Origin of the sequence: Fenollaria massiliensis (assembly GCF_023347705.1) — a bacterium.
Lineage (GTDB): Bacteria > Bacillota > Clostridia > Tissierellales > Peptoniphilaceae > Fenollaria > Fenollaria massiliensis.
This window is the reverse complement of the sequence record NZ_CP096649.1, coordinates 1,457,705-1,484,390: the sequence shown is the minus strand read 5'-3', so window position 1 is coordinate 1,484,390 and position 26,686 is coordinate 1,457,705. Positions and strand designations below refer to the sequence as shown.

General features: G+C 34.7%; 25 protein-coding genes. 24 read left to right on the top strand and 1 reads right to left on the bottom strand.

The genetic code is table 11. The features are described from left to right. Positions 1-394 precede the first annotated feature (394 nt). From M1R53_RS07110 to M1R53_RS07060, 13 genes are all read left to right on the top strand, one after another. A complete protein-coding gene (locus tag M1R53_RS07110) occupies positions 395-556 on the top strand; it encodes a hypothetical protein (RefSeq protein WP_106018427.1) in 162 nt (53 codons plus the stop codon). 109 nt (positions 557-665) lie between these two features. Next, the gene (locus tag M1R53_RS07605; protein WP_346428863.1) at positions 666-911 is read left to right on the top strand and encodes a recombinase family protein; all 246 of its coding nucleotides are present in this window, start codon (positions 666-668) and stop codon (positions 909-911) included. Positions 912-917: 6 nt separating this feature from the next. Further along, the gene (locus tag M1R53_RS07600; protein ID WP_346428877.1) at positions 918-1,511 is read left to right on the top strand and encodes a recombinase family protein; all 594 of its coding nucleotides are present in this window, start codon (positions 918-920) and stop codon (positions 1,509-1,511) included. Between the two features lie 58 nt (positions 1,512-1,569). Further along, the gene (locus tag M1R53_RS07595; RefSeq protein WP_346428862.1) at positions 1,570-1,836 is read left to right on the top strand and encodes a hypothetical protein; all 267 of its coding nucleotides are present in this window, start codon (positions 1,570-1,572) and stop codon (positions 1,834-1,836) included. A gap of 11 nt (positions 1,837-1,847) precedes the next feature. Next, positions 1,848-2,333: an NUDIX hydrolase gene (locus tag M1R53_RS07100; RefSeq protein ID WP_249242531.1), complete on the top strand. Its 486-nt coding sequence runs from the start codon at positions 1,848-1,850 to the stop codon at positions 2,331-2,333. Positions 2,334-2,385: 52 nt separating this feature from the next. After that, the gene (locus tag M1R53_RS07095; protein ID WP_249242530.1) at positions 2,386-2,772 is read left to right on the top strand and encodes a hypothetical protein; all 387 of its coding nucleotides are present in this window, start codon (positions 2,386-2,388) and stop codon (positions 2,770-2,772) included. A 116-nt stretch (positions 2,773-2,888) separates the two neighbouring features. Continuing rightward, on the top strand, positions 2,889-3,932 hold the full coding sequence (locus tag M1R53_RS07090) for a Fic family protein (protein ID WP_249242529.1): 1,044 nt from the start codon (positions 2,889-2,891) through the stop codon (positions 3,930-3,932). Positions 3,933-4,041: 109 nt separating this feature from the next. Next, positions 4,042-4,791: a nucleoside phosphorylase gene (locus M1R53_RS07085; RefSeq protein WP_249242528.1), complete on the top strand. Its 750-nt coding sequence runs from the start codon at positions 4,042-4,044 to the stop codon at positions 4,789-4,791. Positions 4,792-4,852: 61 nt separating this feature from the next. Next, positions 4,853-5,491 (top strand): VanZ family protein, encoded by a 639-nt coding sequence (locus tag M1R53_RS07080; protein ID WP_249242527.1) that lies wholly within the window; start codon positions 4,853-4,855, stop codon positions 5,489-5,491. A 79-nt stretch (positions 5,492-5,570) separates the two neighbouring features. Beyond that, positions 5,571-6,038: a GNAT family N-acetyltransferase gene (locus tag M1R53_RS07075; RefSeq protein ID WP_249242526.1), complete on the top strand. Its 468-nt coding sequence runs from the start codon at positions 5,571-5,573 to the stop codon at positions 6,036-6,038. A 14-nt stretch (positions 6,039-6,052) separates the two neighbouring features. Continuing rightward, the gene (locus M1R53_RS07070; RefSeq protein WP_249242525.1) at positions 6,053-6,736 is read left to right on the top strand and encodes a DUF1638 domain-containing protein; all 684 of its coding nucleotides are present in this window, start codon (positions 6,053-6,055) and stop codon (positions 6,734-6,736) included. Positions 6,737-6,836: 100 nt separating this feature from the next. Further along, positions 6,837-7,430 (top strand): helix-turn-helix domain-containing protein, encoded by a 594-nt coding sequence (locus tag M1R53_RS07065; RefSeq protein ID WP_346428861.1) that lies wholly within the window; start codon positions 6,837-6,839, stop codon positions 7,428-7,430. Positions 7,431-7,451: 21 nt separating this feature from the next. Beyond that, positions 7,452-7,649 (top strand): DUF4177 domain-containing protein, encoded by a 198-nt coding sequence (locus tag M1R53_RS07060; RefSeq protein WP_249242524.1) that lies wholly within the window; start codon positions 7,452-7,454, stop codon positions 7,647-7,649. Between the two features lie 58 nt (positions 7,650-7,707). Here the strand turns inward: M1R53_RS07060 and M1R53_RS07055 are convergent, their stop codons facing one another. After that, positions 7,708-8,037, bottom strand: a complete 330-nt coding sequence (locus M1R53_RS07055; RefSeq protein WP_249242523.1) for a hypothetical protein — start codon at positions 8,035-8,037, stop codon at positions 7,708-7,710. A 185-nt stretch (positions 8,038-8,222) separates the two neighbouring features. On the opposite strand from M1R53_RS07055, the gene M1R53_RS07050 reads away from it, so the two are divergent. From M1R53_RS07050 to M1R53_RS07000, 11 genes are all read left to right on the top strand, one after another. Beyond that, positions 8,223-8,831 (top strand): hypothetical protein, encoded by a 609-nt coding sequence (locus M1R53_RS07050; RefSeq protein WP_249242522.1) that lies wholly within the window; start codon positions 8,223-8,225, stop codon positions 8,829-8,831. Positions 8,832-8,914: 83 nt separating this feature from the next. Further along, positions 8,915-9,166, top strand: a complete 252-nt coding sequence (locus M1R53_RS07045) for a glycine zipper domain-containing protein (protein WP_249242521.1) — start codon at positions 8,915-8,917, stop codon at positions 9,164-9,166. 221 nt (positions 9,167-9,387) lie between these two features. Beyond that, positions 9,388-9,972: a TetR/AcrR family transcriptional regulator gene (locus tag M1R53_RS07040; protein ID WP_106018445.1), complete on the top strand. Its 585-nt coding sequence runs from the start codon at positions 9,388-9,390 to the stop codon at positions 9,970-9,972. Positions 9,973-9,989: 17 nt separating this feature from the next. Continuing rightward, positions 9,990-11,708, top strand: a complete 1,719-nt coding sequence (locus tag M1R53_RS07035) for an ABC transporter ATP-binding protein (protein WP_249242520.1) — start codon at positions 9,990-9,992, stop codon at positions 11,706-11,708. Further along, on the top strand, positions 11,701-13,437 hold the full coding sequence (locus M1R53_RS07030) for an ABC transporter ATP-binding protein (protein WP_249242519.1): 1,737 nt from the start codon (positions 11,701-11,703) through the stop codon (positions 13,435-13,437). Before M1R53_RS07035 ends, M1R53_RS07030 begins: the two co-directional genes overlap by 8 nt. A gap of 80 nt (positions 13,438-13,517) precedes the next feature. Beyond that, a complete protein-coding gene (locus M1R53_RS07025) occupies positions 13,518-13,751 on the top strand; it encodes a hypothetical protein (protein ID WP_249242518.1) in 234 nt (77 codons plus the stop codon). A 119-nt stretch (positions 13,752-13,870) separates the two neighbouring features. Next, complete coding sequence (locus M1R53_RS07020; RefSeq protein ID WP_249242517.1) at positions 13,871-14,350, top strand: ABC transporter permease; 480 nt, start codon at positions 13,871-13,873, stop codon at positions 14,348-14,350. A gap of 21 nt (positions 14,351-14,371) precedes the next feature. Continuing rightward, entirely contained in the window at positions 14,372-15,208 is an 837-nt protein-coding gene (locus M1R53_RS07015; RefSeq protein WP_249242516.1) for a metallophosphoesterase, read from the top strand. Between the two features lie 360 nt (positions 15,209-15,568). Then, on the top strand, positions 15,569-22,780 hold the full coding sequence (locus M1R53_RS07010; RefSeq protein WP_249242515.1) for a MiiA motif-containing surface protein: 7,212 nt from the start codon (positions 15,569-15,571) through the stop codon (positions 22,778-22,780). A gap of 532 nt (positions 22,781-23,312) precedes the next feature. Then, positions 23,313-25,427, top strand: coding sequence for a type I restriction-modification system subunit M (locus M1R53_RS07005; RefSeq protein ID WP_249242514.1), 2,115 nt, complete (start codon positions 23,313-23,315; stop codon positions 25,425-25,427). Further along, positions 25,420-26,685 carry a restriction endonuclease subunit S gene (locus tag M1R53_RS07000; RefSeq protein WP_249242513.1) on the top strand — a complete coding sequence of 422 codons (1,266 nt, stop codon included), beginning with the start codon at positions 25,420-25,422 and terminating at the stop codon, positions 26,683-26,685. The genes M1R53_RS07005 and M1R53_RS07000 overlap by 8 nt, the downstream gene beginning before the upstream one ends. Position 26,686 lies beyond the last annotated feature (1 nt).

Here is a 26,686-nt window from a genome sequence, read left to right as displayed (position 1 = left end):
TCAAATGAAAAGAATACAAAGAAAAGTCCCTTTCAAATAATTGTTCCTTGACAACTGAGTAGACCAAAGGTAGGACTTTATCTACTTGTGGATGATTATGACTTACGCCATGACCTTTCTGCTGAAAGAAATTTTGGTTTTATGAATACTGAGAAATCAAGGAAACAAGAAAGCGAGCGATAAATAAGAATACATAAAAACAGATGTGGCAACCTGTTCGATGAAACAAGTAGTGATAATGATACTTCAATAGTTTAAGCCGGCTCGTCTGGAATAAGAGGCGGAGGTGAGATTCCTATGTTGCTGCTAAGCACCTACCAAAGTCGTTAAACTTAAAATATAGAAGAAAACATATTTTGATTATAGAAAGTTTGTAAAGGAAGGAGTGGTGTCTGTGGATAGTGACTGGAATGGACTGGCTGATTTAATTGCAAATCTGATTACAAAATATGCTGGTGTTTTAGATTTAGATAATCTGCCCGATCCAACGCCAGTAAAAAATCAAGAGATGAAAAATAATTTTGACATGGCAAAAACACAAATTGAGATGGACTAATAAAAGTGTTATAATATACTTGAAATGATAGTCCAAACTTAAATTCAAAAATCAAAGTTTATATATGATATAGAAAAGTTATATTGAGGGAAGAATACAGTTCACTCGCATGATGGAAGATATAAAATCTGGAAAAGATGGAGTGTCTTTTGTTCTTGTGTTTAAGTTATCAAGATTTGCAAGAAATGCCGCTGATGTTCTTTCTACACTTCAGATAATGCAGGATTATGGAGTTAATCTTATCTGCGTTGAAGATGGCATTGATTCATCTAAAGATGCTGGGAAACTAATGATTTCTGTTTTATCAGCTGTGGCTGAAATAGAAAGAGAAAACATCCGTATTCAAACAATGTAAGGTCGCATTCAAAAAGCAAGGGAAGGAAAATGGAATGGTGGCTTTGCTCCGTATGGATATAAACTTGAAGATGGCAAGCTGTTTATAAATGAGGAAGAGGCAGTTGCAATAAGAACGATTTTCGACCAGTATGTAAATACTACGATAGGAGCCAATGGGCTATCTAAATACTTAGGGAATCATGGAATTAGAAAAATCCCAAGACAGAATGGTAAGAATCCTTTGTTTGATGCAGGTCTTATAAGAAAGATATTAAAGAATCCTGTATATAATGGAAAAATAGCATTTGGAAGAAGAACTTTAGAAAAAGTTCATGGTACAAGAAATGAATATAAGCAGGTTGAACAAGATGAATATCTAATATCTGAAGGGATACATGAAGCTATAGTTTCCGATGAAGTTTGGCAAGCTGCTCAGGTTATGCTAAAATCTCAAGCAAAGAAATATGAGCATGTGAATAAAGGAAAAGATACACGCACACACATGCTTTCTGGAATTGTAAAATGCCCGATATGTGGAGTGGGAATGTTTGGGAACAAGTGTATCAAGAAAAAGAAAGATGGCACAAAGTATAAAGACTTTTTATTACTATGGTTGTAAACATAGGCAGATGATAAGAGGTCATAAGTGTACATTCACTAAGCAAATTAGAGAAGAATTGTTAGATGATGCTGTTGCAGAGGTAATTGTCAAGATTGTAAGTAATCCGAAATTTGCTTCTATGATGCAAGCAAAAATCAACATGAAGGTGGACACCTCTGAAATAGAAAAAGAAATAGATAATTACCAAAAGGAATTGAGGAAGAGTCATTCTACAAAGTTTAAGTTAATTGAGGAAATAGATAATTTAGATGTTGAAGATAAGCATTATAAGAGAAGGAAACAGGATTTAGACGAGAGCGTTGTGAGACTTGAAAGTATATAAAGGAGAAAATTATGGAAAATAATTGCGCTATTATTAACGATAAAAAAGCATTTAGATATAGATCGGCAGCCATCATAGTCGAAGAGGGCTGCGTTTTGCTTGCAAGAAATGATGAGGATGACTATTACTACTCGGTTGGCGGAGCGGTTCACATGGGTGAGACATCAGAAGAAGCCGTGAAGAGAGAAGTATTTGAAGAGACAGGATTTAATTACGAGGTCGATCACCTTGCCGTGATACATGAGAACTTCTTCATCGGAAGCTCTGGCTTAAAAGGAGTAGACTTTCATGAGCTTACATTCTACTATATGATGAAGCCCATGGGCAAAAGAAATTTTACGAGCCAAAGCACTACAGAGTCAGGCGCTAAAGAGACAATGCATTGGGTGCCGATAGATGAGCTTGATAAATGCAAAGCATACCCGACATTTATGAAAAACTATCTTAGGTCGAAGCATAATGGAGTAGAGCATATAATTACAGATGAAAGAGTTTAATGGATGGATGTACTAATATTAATTTTATTTCTATCAAATTTGAGGTGTTAAAATGAAAAACTATAAAAAGCTTAGAATAATTACTTTAATTTCACATTTACTTATAATATCTTTCATAGCATTATTTATTAAATTTGAAGAAAAATTTAATTATATCTATGATATACATCTTGTGAAAAACACTCAAAGTAGACTTATAGATTTAATATTTGCTCTACTGCTTTTAGCTCACTTTATATTAATTGCAATCAATCTTGTAGTTTTATTGAAAAAAGTTTTACAAAAACAATTGAGAGCTATAGATCTATTCTACTACTTATATCCTGTTTTGATCCTTTTAATAATTACAGGATTTGATATAAATAATTTAATAAATATTATAAAAACACCATTTAACATAATTATTAATTGTTCCGATCTAAGATTGCTTGTATTTTAATTTCGCCATTTTGGATTTATCATATCCAAATCAATTAAATTGGCGAAAATAACCTCGCCACTATTGATTTATATACGCCATTTGTGATATAATGGCGAGGAAGGTGGTGAAGCTGTATGAGAGAATTTGATTATTCAAAACTGTTAGATTTAAATATACCAGCAAAAATGTATGATTTAATATCAAAAATCTATGAATATAAGGGAAAACAGGAGCTATACGTAGCTAATTTTTCTGATGTTCTCGATAAAATGGTAGAAGTAGCGAAAATTCAGTCTACAAAATCATCTAATGCCATAGAAGGTATTTCAACAAATGATACAAGACTAGAAAAGTTAATGAACAAAAAAAGCGAGCCTAAGAATAGAAACGAAGAAGAGATATATGGTTACAGAGAAGTTCTTGACATCATTCATGAAAACTATGAGAGTATTGAATTTACAAAAAACAATATTTTGACCTTACACAATAAACTTTATTCTTATTCTGGAGAAAGGCATAAAGGGAAATTTAAAACAATGGATAACAGCATTGTTGAAGTAAATTCCCTTGGCGAGAAAAAAGTTAGATTTCAGCCTGTATCAGCTTTTGAAACAGAAAAGTATATTGATGCAATGATTGAGGCTTATAATAAAGCCCTTAGCTTAAAAATTCCACCATTATTACTAATACCAACTGTGATTCATGATTTTTTAGCTATACATCCATTTGCTGATGGCAATGGTAGAATGTCAAGGTTATTGACTTTGTTGCTTTTTTACAAAAATGGATTTTTTGTAGGAAAATATATTTCACTAGAAATGATTATCGAAGAGACGAAAGATATTTACTATGAAGAATTGCAAGCTTCTAGTGAAAATTGGCATGACGGAACTAATAACGACTTGCCATTTATAAAATATATGCTTTCGGTCATATATAAGGCATATAGTGAATGCGATGAAAGATTTAAACTAATATCAGAAAAATCTTTATCTTCTTCAGATAGAGTAATGAAGATATTTGCAAACTCTTTAGAGCCATTATCTAAATCAGATATAGTTGTGCTTTGCCCAGATATTTCTCAAAGAACTATAGAAAGGGCATTAAAAGAATTAAAGGACAGTGGCTTAATTAAGCAAGTTGGCAAGGGAAGATCAACTAAGTATATTAAAGTTTAAAATTATTCTATAAATCTAATAATTACAGTATTTGATGGCAATAATTTAATAAATATTATAAAAACACCATTTAATATAAATGGTATAGTGTAAACGAAAGAGGTAAATTATGATTATAGACAGTTACGATATAGACACAGAGCCAATTATAAGCCTAGAACATTTTTATGGCGAGAAGAAAAATTTAATAGATAAATGCTTGGTAATATTTTCAAAAAGGATAGTAGAATATTTACTCGATAATTTTGAGTGCCAAGAAATTGCTAAAGTAGGCTCACCGAATGGCTCAATTCCAATATATAAAAGCCACTTTGAAGGTCAAGAATTTGCCTTCTACCTTAGCATGATGGGCTCGGCACTTGCTTCATCACAATGTAATGAAGTCAACTGGCTTACAGGTGCGAATAAATTTATTATGTTTGGCTCTTGTGGCAGCCTTGACAAAGAAAAGACTCTTGGCAAGTACATCCTGCCCACAGAGGCTTACAGGGGCGAGGGCGCATCTTATTATTATGCGGCTCCTTCGGACTACATTGCTATTAAAAACCATGATAAGCTTGAAGAATTTTTTATCAAGGAAAAAGCTCCATATACTAAGGGAAAGGTCTGGACTACAGACGTTGCGCTTCGTGAGACGCGCGGGCTTGTCGCAAAGAGAAAGTCAGAAGGCTGCATAGCAGTAGAGATGGAGCTTGCAGGCGTACAAGCAGCTTGTGATTTCTATGGCTTTGAGCTTTATGATTTTCTAGAGGCAGGAGATGTTTTAAGTGAGAGCTCTTATGAGGTAGAGGGACTTAATAGCGCCAACCACGATCTTGGAAAATTGTATTTGGCTTTGAAATTATTAAAAGAAATATAAGGAAAATATAGTTAAAGTAAACATGATACAATGTGTTTACAATAAACAGGGAGGAATTTTTATGGATTTAGAATTTATTTTTAATCACGTAATAAGTGGATACCTGCCTATTATGGCCTTATTAATATTATATTTTATAATATTAATATCATTTGGCAATACGCCAAGAAAAGGACATATAATTTTGACTTTAATATTTTCTTTTTATCTTGTCGGAGTTTTGTCTGCAACAGGTGTTTGTTTAAAAGCAAATTTTTCACCGAGATTTTCATTACTAGCTTTTATAGATATGATTAGAGGACCTAAAGATGCAATTTTAAACGTAATTTTGTTTCTTCCATTAGGAATTTTTCTGCCATTACTCTATGAGCAATATAATAGTTTATCCAAAGTTTTATTACTTGGATTTCTATTTTCATTGTCTATAGAAATCATTCAAATGTTTGGATTTGGGACTACAGATATAAACGACTTGATTACGAATACTTTTGGAGCAGTACTAGGTTATGGAGTATATGAATTACTTAGTAGATCATTCTCTTATTCATTGATTGGAAAATTTCAGACAAAAGGCAAATATAGCCTTTATGAACCAGTAATTCTGTGGACTATTACTATATTGATTATGCTGACTATCCAGCTTTATATCTACGATATTCTATTTGCATCTAAGATGAGTGGAGAAATTCAAAAGTGGTAATATTCTATAGATAAGCAAGTTTATAAAATGGCGTAGAGCATATAAATACAGATGAAAGGGTTAATGGACTAATTATAGCATGAAATTTATTGTAAAAGAAATTATAGATAAAAAAGAAAAAGAAAATATCGCAAGAGAAGTGCTTAATGATTTGCCAGAATGGTTCGGCTTGCCTGAGAGCACAGAAAATTACATTAAAGAGTCACAAGAAAAGCCATTCCTAGCAAGCTTTTTTAATGATGAGCTAGTAGGCTTTGTCGTCCTTGGTACAAGCAGCCCAGACTGTGCAGAGATCTTCGTCATTGGCGTGAAGAAAAAATTCCATCATCATAGCGCTGGAAGAGAGCTAAATAAGGCCTATGAAGACTTAGCAAAGAGCTTAGGCTACACTTACACACAGGTAAAAACCGTTCAGTCCGGCCATTACGATGACTACGACATAACGAATAAATTTTATAAAGCAGTCGGATATAAAGAATTAGAAGTTTTTCCGGAATTATGGGACGAGAATAATCCTTGTCAGATATATGTAAAGTATTTAGCTTAAAGGGAAGTGACACTATGTCAAAAACAGTAATTTTAGGGTGTTCATCATTAAAAGACTACATCGATGAGGCTCAAAGAAAAGTTAAAACAAATTACCCGGTATTTTATTTAAATCGTCTTTATCATAGAGATCCAAAAGAGATGCATGATCACATCACCCACAAGCTGATGACATTGGAGAAGGACGTAGACACGATTTTGGTCGCGATGGGTTATTGCGGCGGATCGTGGAAGGACATCAAGGCTCCATGTAGGCTTGTTATGCCAAAGATAGATGAATGTGTATCGCTTCTTTTGCAAAATACAGATGAAGTAAAAAGTAATTTAAAAGAGCCAGGCCACCTATATGTACGCGAAAAAGATCCGATGAAAGAAAATTATCACGCGATTTTTGATAAGCTTACACAAAACTTGGACGAAGAGACGAAAAAGCGCTACCACGAGGACTGGAAGAGGTATTACCACGAGATCGACATCATCGATACAAAAATTAATGATTGCAGAAGAGCGGATTACGTTCAAACCGTCAAGGAAGATGCGGCTTGGCTCGACGCGAAGCTTGGCTTTGTAGATGGCGGCACCTATTTATTGGAAAAGCTATTCTCAGGCATGTGGGACGAGCAGTTCACTATACTAGAAGCAGGAGAGATCTTAAGTGATGAATTTAATCTAGAGAACACAATAAATTCAGCAATTTAGCTAATGTAAAAAGCTTTTGACACAGAAAAAATATACAAATGTAAAGAAGCTTTGATAGAAATAATACAAGATCTCAATTATAATTATCATGAAAGGAGGTATGGATTTTATGGAACTTGGCAATCAAATTAAACATTACAGAATTGAAAAAGGTTTATCTCAGGAAGAACTTGCAGAAAGAGTATATGTTACGAGACAAACTATTTCGAATTGGGAAAACAATAAAAATTATCCTGATATAAATAGTATAGTATTACTAAGTGAAATTTTTGAAATATCAATTGATAATTTAATTAAAGGAGATCTAGAACAAATGAAAAAGGAAATTAATTCAGAAGAAGTTAAAAAATTGAACTTCTATTCTTGGATGGTGGCGATTATTTTTTTAATAGCAATAATTTCATTGATACCAATGCTTAAATTCATTGGCTTGTATGGATTTATTCCATATTTTGCATTAATGGCTTGCGCTATGTTTTTTGCACTAAAAGTTGAGAAAATCAAGAAAGATAATGATATTCAAACATACAAGGAGATTGTAGCATTTACCGAAGGCAAAAGATTAGACGAGATACAAAAAATTGAAGAAAGAGCAAAAAGGCCATATCAACAAATTATAGTTGTTTTTTTATGGGTAGCAGTCACTCTATTGATTGTTGGAATTATGATTTTTTTACTTAAACTATTTAATTAAAATAAAACGAAGGAGGATATTATGTACGAATTTATTGACGTAAGTATTGAAGGCGGCCTAAAGGCTGGCAAAACTGACACTTTTGACGAAGTGAAAAAGATCGTCAAGGAAAAGGCAATTGAAGGCTGGGAGCTAGTTCAAATTATTCCTGTATTTAATGAAAAGTGGAGCTCTGGTCAACTAGTGATGTACACTATAGTTTTTAAAGTAAATAAATAGTTTGCGATTGAGATAGTTTAGATGCTATCTCTTTTTTATATCGCTTTCTAAGCAAAAACTACTCTTTAATAAATTTTTTGTAAACTTTTTCCACTTCATCAGCCAGATTTTTGTACGCCTTATCACTTCTTGAGCAAGCACCCTCTATAAGCAAGTCAAAATCCTCTTTGATGTACTCCTCCAGCTCATTGTCAGAAAGAATTTCCTTAATGTCAGCGCCAGCTTCTAAACCATTCTTTTTTAATAATTCATACAAATCATGCGCATCCATCGCTCCAAGCTCAGCCTTTGTGTAGTGGTCTTCATCCTTATTCGCGCAAGCAGCAGCTGTTAAAACTATAAGCATCAAAGAAAGAAGAAAAGCAATTATTCGTCTAGATTTATACATAAAACGCCTCCTATAAATACTATGAATGTTCTTTATGTTATTATACTACTTTAGCATATTCATGTCAATTGTTCCGTTAAATGATATCCATCATTCCGATACCCTTGCCATTGTTTCGATAAAATGTTAAAATAAATTATATACTTAGAAAATAGATTTAACGAGTAAATTTAGGTGGAGAGTAAATGAGCATAATTAGAATTAATACATACGACGACCATCGCTTCAGTCAAGAAGCACTCAAGCAGCATGGCTGCTACATTGCAGATGGCGATGTACCCATAGAGATTAAAATCATATCACAGAGCGAGGCTATTATAATAGGTGATGAAACTTATTTCGATGAGGTCATAGACGAGTTTCGATTTAACGCAGAGCATATCACAAAATTTTATGATGATAGCGGCAAAACCGTGAAGAAGTTCAAAGACCTAGAGCTATTTAAGCTTGATATAGACAATATCCAGCCAATACAGTTCTTCGTCGATAGAGATAAATTAGAAGCAGTAAAAACCTTTGTTACGAGAGAAGAAGACGTGATCATACCCGTTGCGATGCATGACGATATATACGTATCCCTAGATGGCCACACACGCCTCTACCTTGCATATACCCTTGGCTTCAAGCACGTCTACGCTTATTTTAGCGAAGACTTCGATGGCTTCGACTTCTTCTTTGATGAAGCAAGAAAAAGAAATATATACACAGCAAAAGACTTGATATTGCTTGAGCATGAAGAATACATAGAGAAGTGGGATAAGTTCTGCGATGAGTATTATATGAATAGAGAGTGAATAGGTGCATTTGTATGAAAGCATTGCTATTGTTCCGATAAAATGATAGAATAAAATTAGTAAGATATATAGGAGATGAAAATATGGAAATTTTAAGAATTATACTTCCCTTAATCATTGTCTGTGTAGTAGTGGTCTACATGATTTACACTGCTAAGAAAAGGCAAGGCGATGACAAAGACGAAGGAGAAGAAACTTACATGTCTGAGGGCATGTCGATAGGCATTTGTTTAGGTGTTGCTGTATCGACAGCGCTGGATGGAGAGCTTGCCATCGGCATATCTGTCGGCATGATGCTTGGCATGTGTATTGGCATGAGCATTAAAAAGAAATAAAATTAATAATTTAATTTTTAGTATGATAAATACTCTCTTTACTATTTGTTCGGTAAAGAGGGTATTTTTTTTAATTAAATCTATATATATTTCAATATAAAAATGATTAATTTGTCACGATTAGACTTTTGTTTGTTTTTCTAAAAACTGCTATTGACAATAATTATCAATGTTGATACAATAATACCGACAGTAGTGTCGGCATGGAGGTGATTTATGAAATGAAAATGGAAGCTGATGAAAGAAAAAAGCAGATTAGACAGGCAGCTATGAAAGTTTTTTTGGACAAGGGATTTAGAAATACAGTTATGAATGACATTATGGAAGCGACTGGGCTTTCCAGAGGCGGATTGTATCATCATTATGGTTCTACTTATGAAATTTTATACGATATTATGGTAGAAGGTAATCTAAATAGGAAGGATATTATTCAAAAATCAATTAATGATGAAGGTTTAATATTAAGTCCGCACTTGTTTTCGAGAATGATCATAGACAAGATACTTGCAGATAATGATTATGCAAAGCTATATATTATGTTTTTATGTGAGTTAAAAGAAAATGATGACTTGAAAGAACTATATGTGAAAATAAAAAAAGAGTCCATACAAGTATTTAAAGAATTATTTTATAGTTTGTTTAAAGAGTTGCCGTCTGATGAGACGTTTGAGTTTATGATTAATATCATGAATTCTGGATTGATGGCTTGCGAAATTTTGAATGCGCGTGAGAATTTTACAAAAAATAAGATATATCTAACTGAAATGATAGAGACTTATTTTACAAATGTTATGAAAAAAAGATGATGAAAGGAGTTAAATTTATGGATCTATTAAAAAAATACATTAAGAGAAATAAAACACCATATTTTATTTCTGTGTTATTTGCAATACTTGGAGTAATTTCAAATCTTTTTGTATATATTATTCTAAGTAAGGTGATTATATCATTGATTGATGGTAGCCAAGATTTTTATTACTATATAAATAAAATTTTCTTTATACTTTCATGTCTTATAATCAAAGAAGTGTTTATGTTTTTGTCAACCATGATTTCTCATAAAACAGCCTATCAAATAATACGAGATATAAGAAAAAGCCTTATGGAAAAATTATTTAATATGCCACTAGGAGACATATTGAATGAGTCTACCGGTAAGTTAAAAGACATAATTGTAAATCAAGTTGATAATACTGAAACAACTTTGGCTCATATGATTCCTGAGATGACAGCTAATTTAGTCGGACCTATAATATTATTTGTTTATATGTTAATTTTAGATTATAGATTAAGTTTAATATCTTTAATTCCATTAGTTATTGGTGGATTCTTTATGGCAGGGCCTATGAAAAGGATGAAGGTAAAGTTTCCACAAGCAGTTAAAATTGGCCAAGATATGAATAATTCTGTAGTTGAATATATAAATGGAATAGAAGTTATTAAAACATTTAACCAAGGCGAAAAATCTTACAAAAAATACAGGGATAATGTGTATAAAAAGGCAAATTATTATTACGATTGGATGGGAGAAAATACAAGAGACTATGCGATAAGTATGTCTATTGCTCCAGTTGGTATTTTGACAATTATACCCTTTGGTTTATATTTCTGTATGAATGGTTCACTAGATGGTGGCGTATTTTTAACATTGATCATTCTTTCTTTTGGGACTATTCAAAACATTATGAGAGTAATGACTTTTGAGGATGATATTGGAAGAATGTCAACTATTTTCGAAGAGATTAAAAATATACTTTGTGCGAGAGAATTATCTCATAACAATGCAAATCTAGATATAAAAAATCATAATATAGAGATAAAAAACGTAGATTTTTCTTATGATAAAGATAAGCAAGTCCTAAATAATATAAATATAAATATAGAAGAAGGATCTGTGAATGCTTTAGTAGGTGAATCGGGTTCGGGAAAGTCGACTATTGCAAAACTAATTTCAGGATTTTGGGATGTAGATAGTGGTTCTATAAGTATAGGAAATGTAAATATTAAAGACATGTCCCTTGAAAAGCTATCTAATATTATTTCCTATGTAGCACAAGATAATTTTCTTTTTGATATGTCAATTAAAGATAACATCAGAATAGGAAATAAAAATGCTAGTGATGAGGAAATAATTGAAGTATGTAAGAAATCAGCCTGCCATGATTTTATAATGAAGCTGTCAGATGGATATGATACGAGAGTAGGAGAAGCCGGTAAACATTTATCTGGAGGAGAAAGGCAAAGAATATCAATTGCAAGAGCTATGATAAAGAATGCTCCAATAGTTATTTTAGACGAGGCTACCTCTTATATCGATCCTGAAAATGAAGCCTTGATTCAAGATGCAATATCAGAACTGGTCAAAGGGAAAACTCTAATTATAATTGCCCATCGTTTAAAGACAATAACCGATGTAGATAATATATTTGTAATTAAAAATGGAGAACTTGCATGTAAAGGAAGTCATGAAAAGCTTTTGAAGGAATCAAAAGATTATCACGATCTTTGGGTAACTGCTTTGAAAGGAGAAAAAGATGCTTAGTGTTTTTAAAAAGGTATGGAATTTTTCTAATGAAGAACAAGTGTATATAAAAAAATCAATATTTGCTAATTTTTTCGGTTCTATTTTTAATGCTTTACAATTTGCAGCAATTTATTATGCGATTTTTGGGATAGTAAACAAGGATATAAGTTTCAAAACAATAGGAATATCAAGTTTACTTTTATTAATTAGTATAGCTGGAGTAATTATTTCAAAAAATTTCTCTATGCTCAAACAAACACATGCTGGATATTTTATGGCTGGACACAAGAGAATTGAATTAGGTGAAAAAATAAAAAAAGTTCCCATGGGATTCTTCTCAAGTCTAAGTTTAGGAAATTTAACAACTATTGCGACTACTAACTTAGATAATGTAGAAACTTGGGTCCCAACTTTGTATATTATGGTTTTTGGTGGTATGCTTAATGCTATTGTTTTTATCTTATCCTTATTTTTGTTTTCTTATAAGGTTGGTATTGCAGCAATAGTTGGATCTTTTGTATTTTTATTGATTGTTGCTCTTATGCAAAAAAAGTCCAGTAAAAATGCAGATAAGATTCACGAGATTCAGGTATCACTTACCAAAGAAGTCTTATCAACATTGCAAGGAATGCAAATTATAAAATCATACAATCTAAGAGGAAGTAACAATAAAAAACTTGATAAAAGCTTTGATGGTGCAAGTAAATATTCTTTTGATTTAGAAAAAACTATAATGCCATATAGTTTATTAGCTAAAATCATAATAGCTATAACAATTTGTTTGATGCTGTTTATATCAATAAAATTGTATTTTGTTGAAAACAGTCAAATAGTCAATACTATTATGATACTTATAGCAAGTTTTGTAATATTTGATGGGCTTATAGCATCTGGATCTGCTATGGCAATGCTAAGAATGGTTGAGAATGCAATAGATTCTTATTCCTATGTAAATGATATGGAAGATATGGAAGAAGGAGAAGTTTCAAAGCCTATAAAAAATCACAATATAGTATTTAAAAATGTTTCTTTCTCTTATGATGATAGACCAATTTTAAAAAATGTATCAGCAGAGATAAAAGAAAATACCATGACTGCCATTGTTGGCCCATCTGGATCTGGTAAGACAACATTTTGTAATCTCATAGCAAGATTTTGGGATGTAAATTCTGGAGAAATTTTAATAGGTGGAAAGAATATTAAGGACTATAAGATAGAAAATCTTATGAATTCAATTTCTATGGTATTTCAAGACGTCTATCTCTTTGAAGATACAATTGAAAACAATATAAAATTTGGAAAACAAAATGCAAGCCATGAAGAAGTTGTAGAAGCTGCAAAGAAGGCAAGGTGCCATAAATTTATAGAAGCTTTACCAGAAGGATATGACACTATCATCGGAGAAGGTGGAGCAAGTCTATCAGGCGGAGAAAAACAAAGAATCTCCATAGCAAGAGCCATGCTAAAAGACGCAGATATAATTATCTTTGATGAGGCAACTGCAAATATAGACCCAGAAAATGAAGATAAATTAAAAGAAGCTATAGAAGAGCTTACAAAGAACAAAACAGTCATTATGATTGCCCACAGACTAAAAACCATTAGAAATGCGGATCAAATTTTAGTTTTAAAAGATGGAGAAATAGTCGAGCGTGGCAAACACGAAGAACTGATTAAAAATAATGGCCTTTACTCTGACCTTGTAAATGCAAAAGCTAAGGCAGAGTCGTGGAAATTAATGAATTAGAATGAGGAGATAGGTGTTAGAGCCTATCTCTTTATATGTAAATTGTTTTGTGGTATAATATAATTAATAGGAGTGATATTATGGGACTATTTTCAGATAAAAGGGCAAAAGAAGAAAGACAAAGAGAGGATAAGCAAAAGTTTATCGAACGATATAAGCTCGCAGACTTTGACGAAGAAGAGATAGAGGATATGTATAAGACATATAAGGTAACTAGATTTAGTGGCATACAAGGACTAGTTGATCAAAATTGGATTATTATTAAAGAGCTTAACAGGCTTAATAAAAACATCGAAGAGCTAAAGAAGAAATAATATTTACACAAAGCATCTATAATCATAGGTGCTTTTATTTTGCAAATGGCTTTGAAATTATTATAAAATATTTATTAGCACAGGCTAATGTGATATAATAAAGTAAAAGGAGTGATATCATGTTAATTATAGAGATAATAATTTTATGTGTAATATTTTTCGCCCTATGCTATTTAGGCACAGGAAAAGACGAAAAGAACCTTAAGAGCTATGCCTCGTACCCAGACGAAGTACAAAAGCGCATTAGAGAAGCAGACGAATACCAAGGCAAGTTCCATGAAGCTAATAAACTTGTCACATGGTTTGCAAATCTAGTAGTATTTTTAGTTTTATTCATGATTTTCGGAGCATTTATACGAGAAAAAGATTTTACGCAAAATTTTATAAAATTACTCATCTTAGGCCAGGCGCTAAACATTTTTGATTTACTCGTCATAGACCTACTTTGGTGGAGAAACTCAAAACGCATAAGACTAACGAAAGTCCCAGAAAAGGAGCTATACCAAAATCCAAAGAAGCACATCGAAGCCTTTTTCAGAGCTATACCCATGTATATAATCGTCGCAGCAGTAGATGGATATTTCTTGACGCTGTTTTAAATAAAATCCAAGGAGCAATAAATGAAAATAAAGAAAAAACACATATTAATCGCCACAATCACCATAATCATAGTCCTTGCACTATTAGCCTTTGATGTGCGTTTAAAAATTGTTCAATACACTATCACTTCGGAAAAAATTAAAAAACCTATGCGCATAGCACTTATCACTGATCTTCACTCATGCAAATATGGCATGGCTCAAAAAACGCTGATTGATGCGGTTGATAAAGAAAAGCCGGACATGATTCTTTTGGGCGGTGACATCTTTGACGACGAGATTCCTGATGATAACACGAAAATTTTTCTTAGTGCCATCGCGAAGAAATATCCGTGCTACTACGTTACTGGTAATCACGAGTACTGGAGCATGCGCGCCCATGAGATGCTTGACTGGCTTCGTGCGCATGACATTGAGGACATCGGCGGCAAGACCATTCGCACGAGTGTTAATGGCAATGAAATCTGTCTATCTGGTCTTAACGATCCTGATGAGGCGCGCTACACAGGAGAGGGCGCTGGCATGAAGGCTGAGCTTGGACGCGCTATGAATGAAAGGGATGATACAGCTTTTACGATGCTATTAACCCATCGCCCGTCCTTTGTAAATTTGTATAAGGATGCCGGTTTTGATTTAGTTTTGGCTGGCCACGCACATGGTGGTCAGTGGCGCATACCAGGCGTTTTGAATGGTGTCTTCGCGCCAGATGAAGGTTTTTTCCCAAAATATGCTGGCGGTTTTTATCATTTTGATAATGGCGGGGAAATGATTGTTAGCAGGGGGCTTGCACGCGAATCGACGAGGGTGCCACGAATATTCAATCGACCGGAACTAGTTATAATAAACATTTCGCATTAAAATGAGCCCTTACGCTTGTTCGTTTCTTGGCAATACTCGAGTACCTTTCGTACACTCCGTTTGCCTCGAAACTCCACTTCGCGTAATCATCTCATTTTCTCTGCGAAATTAATTTGAGATAATTCATTTGTTTCATTCAATTAATAACTAATCAATACAAATAAGGCTTCTAATCAAGTCTTATTTTTTTATCTATTAATTCTATCTATACAAAAGTGAGTAATTATAAGAACTTTTTATGTTAAATTTGTGTTAAATATGGTCAAATACCTGTTTTTTATTTTTATTGGGTATATAATGATTATATATGGTTATTTTTAAAATAATCATTAACGTATATTGTAAAAAGGAGGAATAAAAATGGATAATTATAAAAGAAATTATTTAAGAAGAACACTCAGTTTAGTACTAGCTGTTATTATGATTATAACACTTGTACCGCTTGGTGTATTTGCACAAGGCGCACCTGGCACTCAAACAACACCTGATGCCTTATCAAGTGCAACCTACTACAACAAAGCCAACTGGGAAAACAAAATCAAGGACAAGTCACGTTGGCCTGTAGGCGACGATCAAAGACTTGTAAGAGTTACTACATCCGAACCAGTTCAAATGAACGACATCGATTACGATGGTAACTTTGTTGATGCCAACGGCAGAACCGTACTTAGAATGGTTTACAAGGAAAAAGGTTCAGCAGCAACTGGTGTTTGGTACAGAGCTCGCTTTAATTTCGGTGAACTAGACCAATACATCGACTATGACAAGTCCTACATGGTTGGTTTAAGTGTAGCAGGTAATGAAAAGGGAACATATCCGCTAACACCTGTGAATGACCGAAAGGATAGAGAGGTTGATTTAGGTCAAGCCAGAGGGGACTTAACAAATCAAAGAAAGAACCTTCCTATCAATCTAGTTTTAAAAGAAGGCGTAACAATTGACACCTTAGGTAAGCAAAACTACATTGTTCAAATGAGACTTACTGACACTAAGGGTGAAAGAATCTATGCCTATGCTCCTAAGGGAACATCCATGGACTATTCCACTTATACCAAGACAACATCAGTTTCTCTTGAAGATAAGGTGAACAGACTATTTATTAAGGGTGGCTACCAAAAAGATGGCAATAATGCAACGGCTCAAGAATTTGTTATGTCCGAATTTATTGCCAATCCAGAGCAATACAAAGACGAAAAAAATCTTGGTATAATCAGAACTCAATATACAGGTCAAACCAATACCATAGTAAGAGAAACAGTTGGTGACCAGCCAATTGCCTTTACCCAAGTCTTTGACGCAAAGTTATTGGATTATATGAAGGAAGATGACGCCGGCAACGTTGCTTATGTCAATGTTCTTGAAAACTCAAGACTTAAATCAAAATTTTCACACAATTTTGGCATTAAGAAAAAAGACTTCAACAAATCAGCCGATGGTAAGCTTGCCTACCTGGTTATTGGTACTCATGACTTCCAAAAAGACGGAGTTAACAAGGTTGAGATACCACAACACGACCAATACTCAATGATATCCGGCTTCTACATCACAGCTATCGACTATGTTGTAGATAAATCAAAGTTTGAAGATACTTTTGCAGGCAAAACTGCTGGTATAGATGCTACAAGAAAGCTTAATTACTCAATGATATCTGGCTGGACTAATCCAAATAAAGACGGCTGGGCTATCTATGAAAGAACATACGACAGTGGCTATGTAGCTAATGAAGGCGAATCTTTTATAATAGACACAACTACTGACCCTGCAGATGGCCAAATAATGCTTCAAATCGGTAACGAAGATGCCGTCATTAGAAAGCAACAAGGCTACTACTCTTACTATATAACTGGTAATAAGGGTATTGAAACAATCGAAAAATATGCAGATGGTATCTTTAAGTTTGACCTTAGAGAAGGTGCTACTGTAAAATCTGGAGACAAGATAAAAGTTTACATGCCATATGCAAAAGACCATGACAAGCCTGTAAACTTCCTTGAAATCCACAACGGAACAAAGCTAAATGAAGGTGGAGCAACATTAAAATTACAAAAAGATAGAAATATCAATATGCACCTTTATAAGGAAGGTAAAAAAGGTTACTACATTCTAAAATACACACTTGCAGACGGAACCAAAGCTGAAAAGAAATTTGAACCTAAAGGATTCTGGAGCTTTGACAATAAAGACAAGGTTATGGATGGAGGTTCAAATTTAGTAACATTATCAACAGGTGGTAACTTCTATATCAACACAAAGAAATTAAAACCAGGTGAAGATATAATTGTAGAATCCTATGATGAAAAGGGCACTAAATTAGAAGATCAAACATCTTGGTTCAAATATAGAGAACTAACAAAAGCTCAAGATACTGTTAAGGAACTTACATGGACTGACCACTCAGACAAATCATCAATCCTTTCTATAAACAAGTCACTTTACACTCCATACCAAGTGCTATTTACAAATGACTATGCAGATGGAACAGATGACTTCTACAAGGATCCAAAGGTATTGCCAGCAAGCAATGATGACTTTAAGAAGGACACAAAAGAATTTGTCGGCTACACTAAGTATGACGGTGGTAAGGTAAGAACACTTTACGAAGAAGGTAAAACTGGCAAGCTTTATGCAAAAGTTGAAGCTGACGAAAACGAATATGATAAAGATGGTAATTTAGTTGGCAAGGATGTAAGTAAGAAGATTACTATTCCGAAGTCTGATATCTTTGACGCTCAGTTTGCAGGAGATAGCAAAGAATATACTGCTTATGAATATAAGGTTGACTTAACAAAGATGCTTCCTTATCATTCAGATGATAAAACTGAAACAAAACTAACTTTATTAAAGGATATGAAGTTTGTTTCAACAGCATCAGACGGATCATCACTACCATCTGACCTATTAGAAACAAGAGTTAGGGCAAGAGTATTGTTCGATGCTAACACTGGTAAACTTGCTGATGGTAAAGATAAAGTTGTTAAGATAGCACCAGATAACATTAATTTCTTCGATCAAAAAGACTACAAACCTAATGGTTTTGAAGGTGCAAATGTTAAAAAAGACACTGGTGATAAATTCCCAGAAGCACCAACACTAGAAGGAAAGAACTTCTTAGGTTGGGTTACTGAGGATGGTAAAAAAGCTTTAGGCGACAAGGCAGTCGTTACAGCTGATGAATTTAATAAACTTCCAAAAGATCAAATCTTTACTAATGAAACACCAATAACAAGACACTTAGTTGTTTACGCTGTTTATTCAGATGAAGTAACAGTTACTTTTGATGCAAATCAAGGTAGGTTTGGTGACGGTAAGGACACAACTAATCTTAAAGTTGAAAATGGAAGTGTAACAAAACCAACTGACCCAACAAGAGATGGATTCACATTCAAGGGCTGGGCTGATACAAAAGATGCTAAAGAAGCAAATGTTAAAGATTTTACAAATATCACTTCACCAAAAACTGTATACGCAGTTTGGGAAAGAACTGATAAAACTCCTTTAACTTTAAATGATCCAGAAAAGACAGTAGTAATAGATAAAACATCATTAACAGAAAAAGAACAAGAAGCTGTTGAAGCTGCTGTTATTAAAGCAAACCCAGACTTAAAGTTAACAAAAGAAGATGTTGTCGTTGATGATGACGGTACAGTAACAGTTAATAAAGATGGTAAGACTGGAACAATAACACCTGATAAGACAGTTGAACAAAAAGAAGTTAAAAATGAATTCAACCCACCAAAGGAACCAGTTAAGGTTGTTGATAAAACAAAATTAACACCTGATGAAAAACAAGCTGTTAAAGATGCTGTTAAGGCAGCTAACCCAGATAGAAACTTGAAAGATGATGAAATTACTGTAGGAGACGATGGTAAGGTAACTATCAACCAAAATGGTAAAACTGGAGAAATCCCAGCTGACAAGACAGTTGTACAAAACGATAGTATTCTTAAGCTTGAAGCTCCAGATAAGACTGAAGTAAAAGATGTAACTAATTTAACAAAAGAAGAAAGAGATAAAGTTGCTGCAGCTGTTAAACAAAAGAACAATCTTGCTGATGGTGATAAAGTTGAAGTTGATAGCAAGGGTAATGTAACTGTAACAACAGCTGATGGTAAGACTGGTACTTTGGAAGGCAAAGACACAGTAAAACCATTTGATAGAGCTGGCAAAACATTAAATGACCCAGCAATAACACCAGTTTCAGATCTTAAAAAACTTACAGATTACGAAAAACAAAAAGTAAGAGATGCTGTTAAGGCAGCTAACCCAGATCTAGGCTTCAAAGATGAAGAAATCCAAGTTGCAGACGATGGTACAGTAACAGTACCTATGGGAACAGATGGCAAAAAGACTATCGAACCAGCTAAAACAGTTAAAAAAGCTGAAGATACTGATAAAATCATAAAATTAGTAGCACCAGAAAAAACACTAGTTGCAGATAAGACAAATCTAACACAAGAAGAAAAAGGTAAAGTAGAAGAAGCAGTTAAGAAAGCAAATCCAACATTGCCAGAAGGTGCAACAATTAAAGTAGCAAATGACGGATCAGTAACAGTAACACAAGGCACTGGAGAAAATCAAAAAGTTGGACAACTTTCACAAACTGATACTGTAATTGAAAATATTAAAGCTCCAACACCAGTTGAAGTAAAAGATCCATCTAAGTTAACCGATGAAGAAAAAGGCAAAGTAGAACAAGCTGTTAAAGATGCAAATCCAAACTTACCAGCAGATGCGAAAGTAACAGTAGGCAATGACGGAACAGTCACTGTAACAGATAAAGATGGCAAAGAAATTGGTAAATTAACACCAGAACAAACTGTTAAGAAAGCTGAAAAGACAACAGCAGACAAGACTGATCCAGCAGTACCAGCAAAAACAAAAGTTGCAAATAAAGATAAATTAACAGACGACGAAAAAGCCGCAGTTAAGAAAGCAATCGAAGATGCAAACAAAGACAAGTTCCCAGAAGGAACAACAGTAACAGTTGGAGATGACGGAACAGCAACAATCACATACCCAGATAAATCAACAGACACAATCAAAGGTAGTGACTTAACAGAAGAAAAGACAGACGCTGAAAAGACAACAGCAGACAAGACTGATCCAGCAGTACCAGCAAAAACAAAAGTTGCAAATAAAGATAAATTAACAGACGACGAAAAAGCCGCAGTTAAGAAAGCAATCGAAGATGCAAACAAAGACAAGTTCCCAGAAGGAACAACAGTAACAGTTGGAGATGACGGAACAGCAACAATCACATACCCAGATAAATCAACAGACACAATCAAAGGTAGTGACTTAACAGAAGAAAAGACAGACGCTGAAAAGACAACAGCAGACAAGACTGATCCAGCAGTACCAGCAAAAACAAAAGTTGCAAATAAAGATAAATTAACAGACGACGAAAAAGCCGCAGTTAAGAAAGCAATCGAAGATGCAAACAAAGACAAGTTCCCAGAAGGAACAACAGTAACAGTTGGAGATGACGGAACAGCAACAATCACATACCCAGATAAATCAACAGACACAATCAAAGGTAGTGACTTAACAGAAGAAAAGACAGACGCTGAAAAGACAACAGCAGACAAGACTGATCCAGCAGTACCAGCAAAAACAAAAGTTGCAAATAAAGATAAATTAACAGACGACGAAAAAGCCGCAGTTAAGAAAGCAATCGAAGATGCAAACAAAGACAAGTTCCCAGAAGGAACAACAGTAACAGTTGGAGATGACGGAACAGCAACAATCACATACCCAGATAAGTCAACAGACACAATCAAGGGTAGTGACTTAACAGAAGAAAAGACAGACGCTGAAAAGACAACAGCAGACAAGACTGATCCAGCAGTACCAGCAAAAACAAAAGTTGCAAATAAAGATAAATTAACAGACGACGAAAAAGCCGCAGTTAAGAAAGCAATCGAAGATGCAAACAAAGACAAGTTCCCAGAAGGAACAACAGTAACAGTTGGAGATGACGGAACAGCAACAATCACATACCCAGATAAATCAACAGACACAATCAAAGGTAGTGACTTAACAGAAGAAAAGACAGACGCTGAAAAGACAACAGCAGACAAGACTGATCCAGCAGTACCAGCAAAAACAAAAGTTGCAAATAAAGATAAATTAACAGACGACGAAAAAGCCGCAGTTAAGAAAGCAATCGAAGATGCAAACAAAGACAAGTTCCCAGAAGGAACAACAGTAACAGTTGGAGATGACGGAACAGCAACAATCACATACCCAGATAAGTCAACAGACACAATCAAGGGTAGTGACTTAACAGAAGAAAAAGGTAAAACAGGAGCAGTAGTAGCCCCAGCAGAACCAGTTGAAGTAAAAGACCCATCTAACTTAACAGACGAAGAAAAAGGTAAAGTAGAAGAAGCAGTTAAGAAAGCAAATCCAGACCTACCAGCAGATGCAAAAGTAACTGTAGGTAATGACGGATCAGTAACTGTAACAGATGCAAATGGCAAAACAATTGGCACATTAACACCAGCACAAACAACTAAGAAAGCAGGAGCACCAACACCTAGCTACGATGATATCATTTATCCAGATACTGACATCTATGTTGGCGATAACGTAAATATCTATCCATTAGGCAATTACGGAAATGATATCGACCCATATGGTTTAACAGCTCCAAGAGGCGTTCGTGTAAAAGCAAACCCTGATGGATCTATCAACGTAGAAGTAAGTCCTGATTATAGAGGACCATCTGAGTTCTATATCGATGGCTATGCTTATGTCAATGGCAACCTAGTTCGTATAAGCATAAAGATTAGAGTTATAGACGATGCTTACGCTCGTTACAGATATGAATCAAGACGTTTCAGACCTGACAGAAGAGACAGAAGAGACGTAAGAGTAGAAGAACCTGAAAAGAAAGTTGAAGAAGTAGATACTAGAGAAATTCACATTCACAAGGCATATATCTACGGATATACTGACGGAACTGTTAGACCAAACGGCTTCATCACAAGAGCTGAAGCAGCTGCAATGCTTTCAAGATTACTTGAAGATGAAAATACTGCATCAGCACTTAAACCAGCATTCTCTGACACTCCAAGCAAATGGTACAACAAAGCCATCAACGCTGTTGTAGCTCGTGGTATCATGAGAGGCTACTCTGACGGAACATTCAGACCAAACGCTCCTATCACTAGAGCAGAATTTGCTCAAATGATTTCAGCGATAGACGCTAAGCCATTTGGCACAGCACCATTCGCAGATGTTAAGGGCCACTGGGCAGAATTAGCTATCGGCAAAGAGTACGCAGCAGGAAGAATCTCTGGTTACCCTAACGGAACATTCAGACCAGACGCACCTATCACTAGAGCAGAAGCAGCTCACATACTAAACAAGATTTTCGAAAGAAATTATGATTTAGTATCAGCTCTTCAATCTAATGATAAAGGCAATATCAAATTCTTCACAGACTTGTCAACAAGTTTCTGGGGATATAATGATATGGTTGAAGCAACTAACACTCATACTTTCAGAAGAAGAGTGAAGGGCATGGTTCAAGAAGACTGGTCAGAAATAAATAGAATTTCGCATTAAAACGCGCCCTTGCGCTCGTTCCTTCCTCAGCAATGCTCATGTACTCGTATGTACATTCCGCTTGCTTCGTCGGTCCACTTCGCGCAATCATCACGTTTTATCTGCGAAATTGGATAGCGATGATTCATTCGCTTCGTATGAAATTCAAGTGATAAAAACAAAATAAATCAATTAGAAGAAGGTTAATAGCCTTCTTCTTTTTTATATATACAAGATAAATAGTGAGAAAAGTTTTTTCATAAATTTGCTTCAATTTCATTTTACTATGCGAAAGGGCTTTTATTAAATATTAATTAGTGATATAATATATATTAGGGAAATTTTTTATATCGAAAATTTTAAAATATTTATTAGAAGTATTTAGATGAAAACGGATATAAAATAATTAAAGTAAAACCATTAGAAAAATATAAGCAAAAACGGATACAAAATAATTAAAATAAATCCATTAAAAAAATTAATTAAAAATATCTGAGCAAATATTAAAAATAAATTTTATCAGAAAATTATTTATTATAAACGGAGGTTTTTTATGATTGATACAAAAGACATCTCTCTATTTGACGAGGAGAGGATTGACATCACTCAAGAGGCAAACTTTATCTGGTCCATCGCCAACAAGCTTAGAGGCGTTTACATGCCAGACAAGTACGGCGACGTCATCATCCCCATGACAGTGCTTAGAAGATTTGAGTGCGTTCTTGAAAAAACTAAAGACGAAGTCATCGAAACATACAAGAAGAACTCCACTTATCCAGCTAAAGCCATGTACAGAATTAGTGGCAAGGCTTTCTACAACACATCAAAGTACAATCTTAAAGAGCTTCTTAACGATCCAGACCACATAGAAGACAATTTCATTTCATATATCGACAGCTTTTCAAATAACGTTCAAGGTATATTCCAAGAGCTAAAACTTAAAGACCACATCAAGACCATGGCCAAGGAGCACTGCCTATACAACGTAGTCAAAGCGTTCTCAGAGCTAGACCTTTCAGAAGAAAATTTTCCCTCCATCAAGATGGGATACATCTTTGAGAATCTCATAGGCCGCTTCTTTCAAAACGTTGAAGCCGGTCAATTTTATACTGGCCGTGACATCATCAAGATGATGGTTTCGGTCTTAACAGCCGAAGGCTCGGACGATATATACGAGAGCGGCAAAGTTATCACCATACTTGATCAAGCCTGCGGAACAGGTGGTATGCTATCTACAGCCTACTCACACATATATCGCTACAACCCATCCGCCGACATCAGACTTTTTGGTCAAGAGTACATGGGACCTTCATACGCAGTCGGTCTTGCCGAGATGCTTATCAAAAATCAAGACGCGGAAAATTTTGTTCGCGCCGACACACTTAAGGAAGATCGCTTCAAAGAGCACAAGATGAGATACGTTCTTGAGAACCCGCCATTTGGCACGCCATGGAAGGGTGCTGATGCTAAACTTGGTCAGGAAGATGCTGTTTTAGAGGAATATGGTAGAGGATGCATATCAAGATGGCCAGCCGGTTTACCAGCAGGAGGCGACTCGCAGTTAATATTCATGCAGTCAGCCATAGATAAGATGGACGAAAATGTGGGTAGAGCAGCCATCATCACCAACGGTTCACCCCTTTTCAATGGGAGCGTATCAAGCGGTGAGAGCCAAATACGTAGGTGGCTCTTAGAAGAGGATTTAATCGAGGCGATCATCGCCATGCCGACAGATATGTTCTACAATACAGGCATTGCAACATACGTGTGGATTCTTTCTAAAAATAAAAGAGAGGAAAGACGTGGAAAACTTCAGTTAATTGACGCTACAGAGATTTATCATACACTTAGAAAATCCCTTGGTAACAAGAGAAAAGAGTTTACAAAAGAAGACAGAGAGCGCATCACAGAGCTATATACCAATTTTGAAGAGACAGAAATTTCACAGATACACCCAAACGAAGAGTTTATATATAGAGAGTATACAGTTTATCAGCCGCTTCAAAGGTCCTACGAGATAAGTCTAGATAGAGTAGAAGCGCTAGAAGCCTCTAGAAGCTTAGCCTCATTCTTTGACCCGGGCAAATATATGGAGCTGTCAGAAAAAGAAAAACAGGGCGAAAAATTAAAGAAGGCAGAAAAAACTCAGCTAAATAAATTTAAAGAGAATAAAATGGTCTACGATGAATTAATCGCTTCACTTAAAGAAAAAGCCGGAGCAGAGAAATATTTGTCAAAAGAGGCCTTTGAGCCCGTTCTTAAAAATGCACTTAAAGACGTGGACATAAATGCGCAAACATTTGCCAAGGTCTTAGATGGCCTTTCAATCATGGATAAAGATGCCGAAGTGCAAAAAGATAAGAAGGGCGAGATCATTTATGACAAGGACACAAAAGATACAGAGCTAGTGGGCATGGACGAAGACATAGATAATTACATGGCTAGAGAGGTTTTGCCACACGTGCCAGATGCGAAGGCGTTTTTTGAAGAAGACTTAAAAGCTAAAACACCTAAGATTAAGACAGGAGCTGAGATAGCGTTCACAAGATACTTTTATAAATATGAAGCGTCTAGAGCGTCAGAGGAGCTTGCCAAAGAGTTTCTAAACCTTGAAAATGGCCTTAACAAGATGCTCAGAGAAGTTTTCGGAGATGAGAGTCATGCCTAGAGAGATGAAAGAGACCGGTATAGAATGGATAGGTGAAGTGCCAAAGGATTGGGAAATAGTTCCAGGTAAATACTTATTTAAAAATACAAAGATTGTAGTTGGAGCCTTAGAAAGACAATTTGAAAGACTAGCTTTAACTATGAACGGAGTTATTAAAAGAAGTAAAACTAATTCAGATGGACTTCAACCAGCAGATTTTAGCAGCTATCAAATTTTAGATGTCGATCAACTTGTATTTAAATTGATTGATTTGCAAAATATTAGCACAAGTAGGGTTGGCATATCACCTTATAGAGGAATAGTTTCACCAGCATATATAATATTAAAAAAGCTTAATAATAATACTAAATCTAAATTTTATTATTATTGGTATATGTCAATGTATTACAATAGAGTATTTAATCTTTTAGGTGATGCTGGTGTTAGAAGCAATATAAATTCTACTGAATTATTAGATTTAAAAGCACCAAAACCGCCATTAGAAGAACAAAAAAAGATAGCGGATTTATTGGATAAAAAGTGCCAAGAAATTGAAGAGATAAAAGAAACGATTGAGTCTGAGATAAAAACGCTTGATGAGTATAAAAAGTCCATCATCACCGAGGCGGTGACAAAAGGTTTAGATAAAAATGTAGAAATGAAGGATTCTGGGATTGACTATATAAATGATTATCCAGCACATTGGAAAATAAAAAGAATAAAATATTTAATTTCTGAACGCAACGCAAGAACAAAAGATGGCAAGGGCGAACTATTGTCTGTTAGCCAATATAGGGGTGTAATACCATCATCAACAAACAAAATGAGGGTTGCACAAGCAAAAACGCTTATTGGATACAAGTTAGTAAAAAAGGGAGATTTGGTATTTAATAAGCTAAATCCTGAATTAGCAAGATTTGGCGTTTCAATATATGACGGAATAACAAGTCCAGATTATGCCGTTTATATTGTTAATAAAGAGTTGGTATTAGAGAAGTTTTTAGAGTTAATTCTTAGAACTGATAGATATTCTGTAGAATACGGACGTGTTTCTTTGGGAGTGGGAGAAGGGTTTAAAAGATTGTATACAGATCAATTAGGACGCTTTAATATAGCGTGTCCTTCTATCGACGAACAACGTGTTATTATAGCGTATTTAAATACTGAAACTAAACTAATTGATGAGTCTATTGCCACTAAGCAAAAACAACTAGAAACACTAGAAGAATATAAAAAATCTCTTATATATGAGTATGTAACGGGAAAGAAGGAGGCTTAGT

What these genes read in the sequence shown, in the direction of transcription:
- M1R53_RS07605 (WP_346428863.1), top strand. Translation starts at nt 666, where the DNA reads ATGATGGAAGATATAAAATCTGGAAAAGATGGAGTGTCTTTTGTTCTT.
- M1R53_RS07100 (WP_249242531.1), top strand. Translation starts at nt 1,848, where the DNA reads ATGGAAAATAATTGCGCTATTATTAACGATAAAAAAGCATTTAGATAT.
- M1R53_RS07095 (WP_249242530.1), top strand. Translation starts at nt 2,386, where the DNA reads ATGAAAAACTATAAAAAGCTTAGAATAATTACTTTAATTTCACATTTA.
- M1R53_RS07090 (WP_249242529.1), top strand. Translation starts at nt 2,889, where the DNA reads ATGAGAGAATTTGATTATTCAAAACTGTTAGATTTAAATATACCAGCA.
- M1R53_RS07085 (WP_249242528.1), top strand. Translation starts at nt 4,042, where the DNA reads ATGATTATAGACAGTTACGATATAGACACAGAGCCAATTATAAGCCTA.
- M1R53_RS07080 (WP_249242527.1), top strand. Translation starts at nt 4,853, where the DNA reads ATGGATTTAGAATTTATTTTTAATCACGTAATAAGTGGATACCTGCCT.
- M1R53_RS07075 (WP_249242526.1), top strand. Translation starts at nt 5,571, where the DNA reads ATGAAATTTATTGTAAAAGAAATTATAGATAAAAAAGAAAAAGAAAAT.
- M1R53_RS07070 (WP_249242525.1), top strand. Translation starts at nt 6,053, where the DNA reads ATGTCAAAAACAGTAATTTTAGGGTGTTCATCATTAAAAGACTACATC.
- M1R53_RS07065 (WP_346428861.1), top strand. Translation starts at nt 6,837, where the DNA reads ATGGATTTTATGGAACTTGGCAATCAAATTAAACATTACAGAATTGAA.
- M1R53_RS07060 (WP_249242524.1), top strand. Translation starts at nt 7,452, where the DNA reads ATGTACGAATTTATTGACGTAAGTATTGAAGGCGGCCTAAAGGCTGGC.
- M1R53_RS07055 (WP_249242523.1), bottom strand. Translation starts at nt 8,037, where the DNA reads ATGTATAAATCTAGACGAATAATTGCTTTTCTTCTTTCTTTGATGCTT.
- M1R53_RS07050 (WP_249242522.1), top strand. Translation starts at nt 8,223, where the DNA reads ATGAGCATAATTAGAATTAATACATACGACGACCATCGCTTCAGTCAA.
- M1R53_RS07045 (WP_249242521.1), top strand. Translation starts at nt 8,915, where the DNA reads ATGGAAATTTTAAGAATTATACTTCCCTTAATCATTGTCTGTGTAGTA.
- M1R53_RS07040 (WP_106018445.1), top strand. Translation starts at nt 9,388, where the DNA reads ATGAAAATGGAAGCTGATGAAAGAAAAAAGCAGATTAGACAGGCAGCT.
- M1R53_RS07035 (WP_249242520.1), top strand. Translation starts at nt 9,990, where the DNA reads ATGGATCTATTAAAAAAATACATTAAGAGAAATAAAACACCATATTTT.
- M1R53_RS07030 (WP_249242519.1), top strand. Translation starts at nt 11,701, where the DNA reads ATGCTTAGTGTTTTTAAAAAGGTATGGAATTTTTCTAATGAAGAACAA.
- M1R53_RS07025 (WP_249242518.1), top strand. Translation starts at nt 13,518, where the DNA reads ATGGGACTATTTTCAGATAAAAGGGCAAAAGAAGAAAGACAAAGAGAG.
- M1R53_RS07020 (WP_249242517.1), top strand. Translation starts at nt 13,871, where the DNA reads ATGTTAATTATAGAGATAATAATTTTATGTGTAATATTTTTCGCCCTA.
- M1R53_RS07015 (WP_249242516.1), top strand. Translation starts at nt 14,372, where the DNA reads ATGAAAATAAAGAAAAAACACATATTAATCGCCACAATCACCATAATC.
- M1R53_RS07010 (WP_249242515.1), top strand. Translation starts at nt 15,569, where the DNA reads ATGGATAATTATAAAAGAAATTATTTAAGAAGAACACTCAGTTTAGTA.
- M1R53_RS07005 (WP_249242514.1), top strand. Translation starts at nt 23,313, where the DNA reads ATGATTGATACAAAAGACATCTCTCTATTTGACGAGGAGAGGATTGAC.
- M1R53_RS07000 (WP_249242513.1), top strand. Translation starts at nt 25,420, where the DNA reads ATGCCTAGAGAGATGAAAGAGACCGGTATAGAATGGATAGGTGAAGTG.